The organism is Escherichia sp. MOD1-EC5433, assembly GCF_002966005.1.
Taxonomy (GTDB): domain Bacteria; phylum Pseudomonadota; class Gammaproteobacteria; order Enterobacterales; family Enterobacteriaceae; genus Escherichia; species Escherichia ruysiae.
Genome location: NZ_PTRL01000027.1, coordinates 1 through 454, shown reverse-complemented (window position 1 = coordinate 454; position 454 = coordinate 1). Strand labels below are relative to the sequence as shown.

Annotated in this window: 1 protein-coding gene; it reads right to left on the bottom strand. The window is 50.9% G+C overall.

All coding sequences use genetic code 11. The features are described 5' to 3' along the window. A partial coding sequence (locus C3D30_RS20235) for an IgaA/UmoB family intracellular growth attenuator (RefSeq protein WP_193499549.1) occupies positions 1-454 on the bottom strand: 454 nt, incomplete at both ends.

Sequence of the window (454 nt, the reverse complement as noted above, 5' to 3'; positions counted from 1 at the left end):
CTCCAGGTACCGGAAGTGCGAATATTACACATTCCCGTACCGCTAATACGCAATGTATCGCCAACCCGCACGCCAGCGTCAGCCAGTTGTTTCACGCTGGTGGCTTCAATGGTCTGCGCGCCTTTCATCCACGAGAGGGTGAATTTCAGCGGCATATCCAGCGGGATCCAGAATAACAGCATAAACAGCACCAATAGCGAGCCCGCAGCAATAATCGTACTGCGCAGCCAGTGCTGTAACGGAAAGTTTTTTACTTCATCATGCAGCGAAAGATATCGCCCTTGACGCACTACGTGGCGGTCGAGATAGATATCGATATCGGTTTGTTGACCAAGATCCTGAGCAATGTATGGCTGCCAGTGTGCGGGATAGACCAGGTCGATAATACCGAGCGAAATATTGTTGATCTGTTCCTGATCGTTTTCGCCAAACAATCCCCAACGACGGGGTGTAC